Below are 8,925 nucleotides of genomic sequence, written 5' to 3' on the forward strand. Positions count from 1 at the left end.
AGGCAAGATGAGTTTTGATTTTTTTAAAAAAATAACAAACCCCGATAAATTGTTAGATGTCATTAAGGACGCAAAATGGGGCTCGGGTGAGGATGGGGACACACCTCTTATGCTAGAAAAAGAAAAGGCATACACATTCATTAAAGCGAACTCAAAAATAATATTAGAAATTTGCAATCAAATCATATTATTATTCGGAAGAGGCAGTAACTGGATGGCTCTCTATCCACGTCTTGATTTTTATGGACTAGGTTTTATTCCACAATTGTTTTTAATATCAGCTACAAATGAATATATGGAAATATCAACAGGACAGGATGGAGCTAGCTACCCTATAATCAATCCCTTAACGAGAAACTTACAAAATGCTAGTTATAATATTTATGGCAAGCCATACACTATCTCTTTAAATGATGGGATCTTGACCAGTTTTTATGAAAAAATTATTTTTGATGAAACATTAAAACGCATCCCTGCACTTAATGCAGTATTTAGAGAAACTAAAAGTTTAGTTAGAAAACAACTAGAAGAACGGGTTAAGGCGGGTGTGCCCTTCTCATTCTTCTCTCCTCTTACTGGATATATTGCATATACAAAAATACCACGGCTTGTAACACGCCCTACGGAATTTGAGGGGACATATAACGTTTCAATAAGCATAGAAGAGATTGATGTAGGTTATCTGGAAGATTTTGAATTTGAATAAAAGAAGAACATAAGATGATCAGATACGATTTTAAGATTGAATTTTATAATTATGATGATACTAAATACGTAGTAGCCTCTAAACCTAAACTTATAATTGATACTGAACAAACAAGAACTCATGTAACACTCTCTATAGGTAATAATTATGGATCAGAAAGTGGTATGCTTTACAAGACAGGCTCACTTAAGATATATAACGTTCCTCAAACTTTCAATGTAGATAAGAAACTTAATATCAAGTTTCATGATGCGGTTAAAATTAGTTATAAAAAGCTTACTTACTCTAGGGAGTATCATTTCCTACTAAACGGACTCATTAACACTCCCATGGATACAGATTATATATCAAGAGATTTTAGCGTTGATTATGAGGTAACAAACTCTATGATAAATTACAAGATTAGTAATATATTTCAAGAACGAGAAGATCCTAGGAATCCGAAATCAAAGATAATTAAGAGAAATATTAACTTTAAAGGCAGGTCAATAAGTGCGGCCATAAGGGAGGTATTTAAGGGAAATGAGGAATTACACTTGCCTACAAGTATTGCAAATAACACAATCAATAGGGCCTTTACATGCGGTTCTTTAGATGAATTCTTAACAGCCCTAGCGCGCAATTACGCCATTATTTGCAAAGTAGAACCCAAAGACAGAAATAATAACATAGATGCTGTCTATCGTTTTTATTATAAAACGGTACCAAAAGAGAGTGGGGGGAAATTTATAAAACCACTTCTTCTTGAAAAATTCGGATTACATTTTATTCCACAACAAGAATTAAAATACGCACCAGAGAGCAGGCAGCAAATAATATATTGGAATGCACAGGTACTCTACACGCATAGAATTGAAGTTAACACTAGAGTCTCATTCCATGACAGGTTTAATAATCTTATAACAGGCGTAGTAGAGGAAACTAGCGGGTCTTTAGCAAGTAGGGGGCCTTGTGTACTTAATTTAAGTATCAAAGATGATAAGAATACACTTACTAGAATCTAGGAGAGCTTTTAATGAAGAAAACACATGATTATAATGAATTTAGATATCACACAAACCTAGAAGACATGGCATACATTCACCACGAAACATTAGATAAAATGTGCCAACATATTTTTATATCCAGATTAGGAATAGTCAAGGAATTTTATCCTAGTACACAAGAGGGAATAGTAATAATTCCGGAATTTGGTAATCTTGATATTGCAACAAAAAATATATCAAACATGCAACTCCACCTTAAGGAAAAAGATGAGGTTATATTACTACAATCAAGTGTTAATTTATTTGACACAAAAGATACCAATTACTTTGATAAGACATACTTCTACATTCTAAATAGAGTTGATATTAAGACTATAGAAAAAGCTATTATTGATATTGACCAATTTGCGCTAAAAAATTACAAACTTGATATAGAAGCACAAGAGAATATCAATATTAAATCAAAAGATAAACTCAATCTTGCCTCACAGGATTTAAAGCTAGAATCAAATTTACTAGAAATTAAGTCAAGTAATCCTATTTCAATATCCACAAATAGTACAAGTTTATATAGTATTCTAAATTCTTTACTAGACACACTAGAAAGATTAAACTTTGCGCAAGAGCTAGGAGCTAAAGCAGAACTGCAAGTGCAAATGCCACTACTTAAAGCACGCTTGAGTCAGTTATTATCATAAAATAAACATTTCAATAATATTAACTTACCGGAAAGGAAAACCATAAATTTGACAAATCAGGCAAGTTTTACTTTAAAAAATTTTAAATTTGTTAAAATTAATATATGGATATTAAAATCAATGATACATTTGATTGCATTTTCAAGAACGACCTTGCACTAGTAGACGCAATAGAAGAGCAAAAACAAACACTTTTCCTTTATTTAAAACTTCCTAAGGGTAGTCTTAGTTGGGATACGAGCTATGGGGTTGACTATGACCTTTTACTTAAGCTATTGCAATTAAGAGATAAAACAAGATTGGAGTTTTTCTTCACAATAATTGCTACAGAATTACAACTTAATCTGTCTAATATCCAGACAATGTATCTTAAGGATCGAGTTAGGGTTGATCTTTTTTTTACACAAGGTGACCACTTACCAATGGAATTTAGTATATGAGTAAAATAACAATATTTAACCAAGAGAGTGGAATCATACTCAAATCAACAGAAGAGATCTTAAGCGAAAAGAAAGCTCTACTTAAGGAACAGGGCATTGTTGTATCTAAAAATCGAATCTTTGATATCATGAATTATCCCAGTGCCGAGATCGACAGACAGATACTTCTAGCATTAAGTGAATTATTTAAACGTATTGATGAGGGCGGTTCATTTTTCAAGGAATGGGAGGCAAGACTTAGCACACCAAGCAGCTCTACTTTTGATGCAGTACGCAAAGCATTCCTAGAGATTGACGGAGTTCGGTATTGCAATCTAACAAGCGGGGCAGGGGTAATTGCTTTGTTTTTACTAATTACGGATAAAAATTATTTCATAAATGGTGATCTTAAGACGTTAGACACTAAAATCAAAAATCAAATATGGGAAGTCTTTTATAAGGTAATGCCTTGTGGAACGGCCTTCTTGGGAGATATTACCGTTGATGGTCTTAACGATATGAGGCAGAATAAGACTTACAAATTTAGTCTAGGTACTCCTAAATATGTGTACATGAAGGTTTACTACAAAATCAATCATAAAGATTACATACATATTGATATTGATACTAAACTCAGAGAAATCTACAAACAAATAATTGATGAAAATTATAAAGACATGGGTATTGATTATGCTTATCAAGATTTTCTAGCTCCCGTAAGCATGATTAAAGGAATAAAGTCAATAAGGGTGGGTACTATTGTTAAGGAAGATGAGACAACAGAGAGCAAATCTATACAAGACAGCCAGTACACATTTAATCAAGACATAGAAGTAAAGCCTAACCAGATGCTACTTTTTGATATAAAAGAGCGGTTACTTATTGATATTGATAAGGGGTAATAAATGGACACAGCTCATAACTCTACATACAACATTCCAGAGGCTTTAAGAAATACACAGTTAGGCAAGGTTATTGATAACGAAATTGAATACAAAAAATTTATTCTAAATGAGATAAGAGAGATAACAGATAATTTTTCATCAACCAATATTAAGGCACATCTTAAAATCAGATTTATCGCTAAATTCTTGGCAAAGATATTTAAAGTATATCATCTTGATAAAAATTTAACTTACGACATTGTAAATGGAATCAATAGTGTACTCCTAGCAAGAGAATATATTGGAACAGATAACAGTTTTAACCTACTCTTTGCTAGTTATCTTTATACAAATGTAGAACTTACTACTAATCCAGACAAGTCAGGTGAGATTATAATAAAACTCCTTGACAATATTAAATCTCCTTTTAGAAGGTATATCGTACACAATAAGTTAGACAAAATAGTCAAAGATGAAAAGTTCTTCAGATTTAAAAAAATTGTTATATCGTACTCTGAGAGAAAATACAAACTCACATTTAATTACATGCCATTAAATTATACAAGTTCAATCTATGAGTTTATCAAAAGCCTTATTCCTGTTGGAAGGGTCGTGCGTATTAAGGATAGGGATGACCAAGTGATAATGAGTAATTTAGCTCAGGAGGAAAAGGAGAAAGAAGTTTTAAGTACTACTATAAAGAAATTGCAGCCCGCTTTTTATTCCTACACTGATGCACTAGATGACACTAGTAAGGACATTGTCTTAACATGTAGATAAGTCAACAATAAAAAAGGAGAGGATTTATGAGTCAGGAAGTAGACACAGATAATGAAATACAAATTAAGGACTTAAATAAAAAATCAAAAGCGGAGCCTAATGATTTATTGCTACTAGATGACCCTTTAACCAGCTGTAATGCCATAACTTATAAAAATTTTTATGAACAAATAAGGGAGGCTACTTACACAGACCTACCTAAACTAATAGAACATTTAGAAAAGCTAAACACCATACAAGACTTAAAAAAAGATACTTCCCTTACAGAAATCAACGTAACTAAGGGTAATGTTCCAACAGGTAGAAGAGAGATAATTTTTTATCTTGATTATCAAACCAAAAAGATAATCCCCATTACCCTTAAAACATTTGCATATAAGATATACAAACACTTACTTGGTGTCGCAAGTCAATCAAATAAAGACAAAACAGCCATAAGTAATGCTGCACAAGTTAAAGACTGGAGGGATGATGATTTAGTAACACTACTTAGAAAAGAAAATGGAGTAGTCTTTAAGGCTTCTTATAGAGATTTCCTTAAAAAGATTAAGGATGAACTCATTAACACCTCTGATTTAAATACAGCAATCAATCCTAATGAAGATAATATCTGTTTTTATGAAAAGGGAAAAAACAGAATATCAGTAACCTCCTTTAAAAGATTCATAGAATCAATAACCGTACATAACACTTCAAATGACAGCAATATTGACACGAGCTATGAAAAGATTACTTTTTTTGATTCTAAGAATTATAAATTTAATGCATACAATATTGATTGCCTTAAGAAGGCACTTGATCTGGACAATTACGCAACAGTTAACTACACACAAAATAACTACGTCACAAATGCAAAACTAAATGAAGAATTTAAATTTGACAAGCTTAGAGATAAACTTAGAGATTTATTTAAAAGATGCTATAAGGCCTCTGATATAAAGACAACGCATCACCTTATACTACACAACTCTAGTGATAGTGATATTGAAATTCTACCATGGCCAGTTTGGCTACAAGGCCCTCCTGAAGGGTTCGGGGGTACAAAGACTTTAGAGAATGACTCATACACACATGAGGGTGAATACGGCAAGAAAAATATAACTTTAAAACTAGAAACTCAAAACGAAACAGAGATAAGAATACCACAAAGGTTTAAAAGCAAATCGGATGCATATATATATCTAAAGATTAGCGTACAGCCTGTCTATTATAGCAGTAAAGGTGAAAAAGGTAATGTTAAGCGTGTATATGTTAAGTTTAACGATGATTCAGCAAGGCGAGAAGTATTCCGTTTTGATTCATGGGGACAAAAAGCCCATTACTCAGACGGAAGCTATGTAGGTCACCTATTCCCTCTATATAACGGATGGTACAAGATTATAACACTTACAGACAGCACACTAGATTTAGTACAAGTATAAGAATAAAAATAAAAGGAGGTTAAAACATGCAGGAGATATTAAATTTTTTGCATAATCTTGATTTATACAAGTTCATTGGGCTTGTTGTAGCCATACTAGCTATTTTTTGGCTACTAAGACCAGTGTTTACAGATTGTATAAAGATAATTAAAAAAATATTACACATTAAAGATAAACAAGACCCATAGGAGGTAATAATGAGCGGTCGAGACAAATTAAACCCACAAAGTGAAGGCACCACAGCGGCGCTAAATACGGATGCAGTACAACTACAAGCAAGCAACATAAACATAGGAGGCTTATTGTACAGTGTATCGAGCATATTAAAATTTGCCAACATAGAACATCCAGTAGTAAACAAGATAGTAGAAGGCAGTAGAATCATTTACGAACTAGTTGGCTTTACACAAAGCATATACAACTCTATTATTGCAACCAATGAGGACAAGGAACAAGAGAGATACAAACAGGAAATGATTGACATTATCAATGTAGCGGGGCAAATAATATCTAATTCTTCCGATAGTCATGAGAAGAAGGAATTATTAGAAAAGCTTAGAGCACAACGCAATAAATTAGCTGCTGAAAAAATTGAAGCTCTTAAAAGGGAGATGGCAAATGAGTCTACTTTTTAATGCAAAAGCAAGGATATTACTCTTTTTATTAATACTACTAACAGCATGCACAACAATAGCTAGTATCCCTCTAGAGCCTGAGGCACCAGAAGAGCAATCACTTGACTCATTGACTAAATATGAGAGCCAATTACTTGAATATGTTATATACCTACAAGTCTTTTTAGTTAATACACAAAAGACAGTAAAGGATAATGACTACCCTAAATTTACTTTCTTTGATACAAATAAACTAAAAAGTTCACAAACAATTAATACCTTGAAATCCAACATTACTCTTATGAAGCAATATATTGATCTGACTAAACCTATTGCAGAGAAAGTATATAAGAAGTATTCAAAACGAATCTCTATGGGTTAATTAAGATATAATAACAAATTCCCTTATAAGCTATAAATCTTCAAGCAAGCTTACAAGGGGTTTGTTTAACTAAATAATCCAGATAACCTTGATTTGAAGTTGCCTTAATAATCTCTTTGGCATTGAATTTTATATCATTAGGTACATTATTTTCCAACACAACTAATTTTGTACGAAGATGCGAAAAATTAATCCGATTTATTACATCTACATATCTGTTTCTAATCTTAATGATAGAATCTCTATCAAGTTCAACTCTGTCTAGCATACCACTCTTGCTTCGCTTATTTAACCTACTCATTATCCGATCAATAGATGAATCAATGAAAAATATTACCTCAGGCAAGGGAAAAGGTGAATCAAGCAGATTTGCAGGATTTCCTTGATACACAACACTAGAGAGTAAATATCTATCACATATTACCTTATGACCAGAACAGGGTGGGGCATTAAGCAGTAAAGATGCCACACCTCCCTCTCCATATATATGTTCCTCTCTATCGGCAAAAAGCAAGTATTCTATTGTTTTATTTGAAAATAAAGGCGTCTCTCTTCTAAGCTCTTCTCTTATAAGAGTACCAATGGGACCCTCAGTAGGTTCTTTTGTGAAATGGTAATTAAACTTACCAACACACAGGTCCTTTATTGCATCTATTATACTAGTCTTACCAACTCCATCCACACCCTCTAGTACATAAAAGTTACTAAGTAACCTACACCTATTCACAAGTCAATCTTAACATTTACGGCAAAAAATATCAAAATGTGTTAAAATAAGAATGAATCTTAGTTACTAATGTGTTTAAATGAATTCACTATAAATAAACCCCCTTCACCTAATAGGGAGTCTTCATGTTTTTATCTACTATACCCCAAAAAGACTCAAGCCCCACAAGGGGGCTTTTCATCTTAGCTAAATCCAATAGTAAGAAGACATTATAGGAATCTACCAAAGGTAGATTAAAAACACCTTTTCTTAACTATTGTACTCAGTATAAATTAAACCTTAAAAAGACTCAAGCCCCCAAAAGCTTTATGAACCCTTTAACACAGTATATAGCAGTGGCACGAGCGTTAAGAAAAGCCCAATGTTGAGTGTGATAATAGTTCCAAACATCCAACTGTGTAGCTTTAAAGTACCCTTAATCTCCATCTTGGTCATGGCAATTTCATTCCTTACCATAGCAATCTCATTCTTTAAGTTATCCTCTAACCTACCCAGCTTTAAGTCGAATTTACTCTCTAGATGTTCCAAGTCCTTGTATGTAAGCTGATTGTGGTAATACCGCTTAGATAAATTATCAGCGACAAACTCTCGCATACCAAGATTTACAAACTCCTCGTATATTACCTCTTGGGTCACCTGCTCTGTAAAAGGCTCTGCTTTTAAAGCTTGTGCTTGCATATCAATACCTCTCGGTCCAATTATAGTCTATTTGCCCATAAAAGTCTTATCCTAGTCTCCAAAAAAGCTTAAAGCCCCAAGAGGGGCTTTAAAACTTGCGAATAATAATTTAACAAATCAACAAAGGAGCTTGCAGTTATCCACGGGATAGTAGACAACGAACACTCATTTGTACTCATTATTGTATCAACCGTTATTATACATAAAAGAGAAAAACACAAGACCCCAAACAAAAAAAAACTCCTCAGAGGAGAATCCGCTTTTAAAACAACCGAACAATAGGTTATAGCCGAAAGGAAAAATGCCCAAAAAAACTATAACCCAAAAACGTTATATCTATTTTTTTCTTAAAAATCAAACTTACCTTTAATTTTTTTTTAAAAAAATAAACACCGCTCTTTTATTTTAAATTTTTCTTGTGGTGTCCAAAAAAGCTTAAAGCCCCAAGAGGGGCTCTAAAACTTGCCAATTATAATTAAAATACCAACAAAGAGGCGTGCAGTTATCCACAGAATAGTAGAGAACAGATCCCCATTTGTATCAACCATTGTTATACATAAGAGAGAAAAACACAAGACCCCAAACAAAAAAAAACTCCTCAGAGGAGAATCCGCTTTTAAAACAACCGAA

The 8,925-nt window shown here is 33.0% G+C and carries 12 protein-coding genes; 10 read left to right on the forward strand and 2 right to left on the reverse strand.

The features are described 5' to 3' along the window. The first annotated feature begins 7 nt into the window (after positions 1 to 7). The 10 genes from QYZ68_RS04595 to QYZ68_RS04640 all read left to right on the forward strand — a co-directional run bounded on the left by QYZ68_RS04595 (position 8) and on the right by QYZ68_RS04640 (position 6,890). The gene (locus QYZ68_RS04595; protein WP_301384492.1) at positions 8 to 706 is read left to right on the forward strand and encodes a DUF792 family protein; all 699 of its coding nucleotides are present in this window, start codon (positions 8 to 10) and stop codon (positions 704 to 706) included. Between the two features lie 14 nt (positions 707 to 720). Continuing rightward, on the forward strand, positions 721 to 1,710 hold the full coding sequence (locus QYZ68_RS04600; RefSeq protein ID WP_301384494.1) for a DUF693 family protein: 990 nt from the start codon (positions 721 to 723) through the stop codon (positions 1,708 to 1,710). Between the two features lie 11 nt (positions 1,711 to 1,721). Then, positions 1,722 to 2,390 carry a DUF777 family protein gene (locus QYZ68_RS04605; protein ID WP_301384496.1) on the forward strand — a complete coding sequence of 223 codons (669 nt, stop codon included), beginning with the start codon at positions 1,722 to 1,724 and terminating at the stop codon, positions 2,388 to 2,390. Between the two features lie 104 nt (positions 2,391 to 2,494). Next, on the forward strand, positions 2,495 to 2,830 hold the full coding sequence (locus tag QYZ68_RS04610) for a contractile injection system sheath initiator (RefSeq protein ID WP_301384498.1): 336 nt from the start codon (positions 2,495 to 2,497) through the stop codon (positions 2,828 to 2,830). Continuing rightward, entirely contained in the window at positions 2,827 to 3,711 is an 885-nt protein-coding gene (locus QYZ68_RS04615) for a DUF276 domain-containing protein (protein WP_301384499.1), read from the forward strand. Before QYZ68_RS04610 ends, QYZ68_RS04615 begins: the two co-directional genes overlap by 4 nt. Positions 3,712 to 3,714: 3 nt before the next feature. Further along, positions 3,715 to 4,473 (forward strand): DUF735 family protein, encoded by a 759-nt coding sequence (locus tag QYZ68_RS04620; protein WP_301384500.1) that lies wholly within the window; start codon positions 3,715 to 3,717, stop codon positions 4,471 to 4,473. Positions 4,474 to 4,499: 26 nt separating this feature from the next. Further along, positions 4,500 to 5,894 carry a DUF685 domain-containing protein gene (locus QYZ68_RS04625; RefSeq protein ID WP_301384501.1) on the forward strand — a complete coding sequence of 465 codons (1,395 nt, stop codon included), beginning with the start codon at positions 4,500 to 4,502 and terminating at the stop codon, positions 5,892 to 5,894. A 26-nt stretch (positions 5,895 to 5,920) separates the two neighbouring features. Next, complete coding sequence (locus tag QYZ68_RS04630) at positions 5,921 to 6,082, forward strand: hypothetical protein (RefSeq protein WP_301384502.1); 162 nt, start codon at positions 5,921 to 5,923, stop codon at positions 6,080 to 6,082. Between the two features lie 9 nt (positions 6,083 to 6,091). Then, entirely contained in the window at positions 6,092 to 6,529 is a 438-nt protein-coding gene (locus tag QYZ68_RS04635) for a BlyB family putative holin accessory protein (RefSeq protein ID WP_301384503.1), read from the forward strand. After that, the gene (locus QYZ68_RS04640; RefSeq protein WP_301384504.1) at positions 6,513 to 6,890 is read left to right on the forward strand and encodes a BBA14 family lipoprotein; all 378 of its coding nucleotides are present in this window, start codon (positions 6,513 to 6,515) and stop codon (positions 6,888 to 6,890) included. Before QYZ68_RS04635 ends, QYZ68_RS04640 begins: the two co-directional genes overlap by 17 nt. Before the next feature lie 40 nt (positions 6,891 to 6,930). On the opposite strand, the gene tmk is transcribed toward QYZ68_RS04640, so the two are convergent. Together tmk and bdr are read right to left on the reverse strand one after the other, a co-directional pair. Beyond that, a complete protein-coding gene (tmk, locus tag QYZ68_RS04645; protein WP_301384505.1) occupies positions 6,931 to 7,617 on the reverse strand; it encodes a dTMP kinase in 687 nt (228 codons plus the stop codon). A gap of 306 nt (positions 7,618 to 7,923) precedes the next feature. Then, positions 7,924 to 8,295: a Bdr family repetitive protein gene (bdr, locus tag QYZ68_RS04650; RefSeq protein WP_301384506.1), complete on the reverse strand. Its 372-nt coding sequence runs from the start codon at positions 8,293 to 8,295 to the stop codon at positions 7,924 to 7,926. Positions 8,296 to 8,925: the final 630 nt, after the last annotated feature.

Origin of the sequence: Borrelia sp. P9F1 (genome assembly GCF_030436115.1) — a bacterium.
GTDB lineage: Bacteria > Spirochaetota > Spirochaetia > Borreliales > Borreliaceae > Borrelia.

What these genes read in the sequence shown, in the direction of transcription:
- QYZ68_RS04595 (WP_301384492.1), top strand. Translation starts at nt 8, where the DNA reads ATGAGTTTTGATTTTTTTAAAAAAATAACAAACCCCGATAAATTGTTA.
- QYZ68_RS04600 (WP_301384494.1), top strand. Translation starts at nt 721, where the DNA reads ATGATCAGATACGATTTTAAGATTGAATTTTATAATTATGATGATACT.
- QYZ68_RS04605 (WP_301384496.1), top strand. Translation starts at nt 1,722, where the DNA reads ATGAAGAAAACACATGATTATAATGAATTTAGATATCACACAAACCTA.
- QYZ68_RS04610 (WP_301384498.1), top strand. Translation starts at nt 2,495, where the DNA reads ATGGATATTAAAATCAATGATACATTTGATTGCATTTTCAAGAACGAC.
- QYZ68_RS04615 (WP_301384499.1), top strand. Translation starts at nt 2,827, where the DNA reads ATGAGTAAAATAACAATATTTAACCAAGAGAGTGGAATCATACTCAAA.
- QYZ68_RS04620 (WP_301384500.1), top strand. Translation starts at nt 3,715, where the DNA reads ATGGACACAGCTCATAACTCTACATACAACATTCCAGAGGCTTTAAGA.
- QYZ68_RS04625 (WP_301384501.1), top strand. Translation starts at nt 4,500, where the DNA reads ATGAGTCAGGAAGTAGACACAGATAATGAAATACAAATTAAGGACTTA.
- QYZ68_RS04630 (WP_301384502.1), top strand. Translation starts at nt 5,921, where the DNA reads ATGCAGGAGATATTAAATTTTTTGCATAATCTTGATTTATACAAGTTC.
- QYZ68_RS04635 (WP_301384503.1), top strand. Translation starts at nt 6,092, where the DNA reads ATGAGCGGTCGAGACAAATTAAACCCACAAAGTGAAGGCACCACAGCG.
- QYZ68_RS04640 (WP_301384504.1), top strand. Translation starts at nt 6,513, where the DNA reads ATGAGTCTACTTTTTAATGCAAAAGCAAGGATATTACTCTTTTTATTA.
- bdr (WP_301384506.1), bottom strand. Translation starts at nt 8,295, where the DNA reads ATGCAAGCACAAGCTTTAAAAGCAGAGCCTTTTACAGAGCAGGTGACC.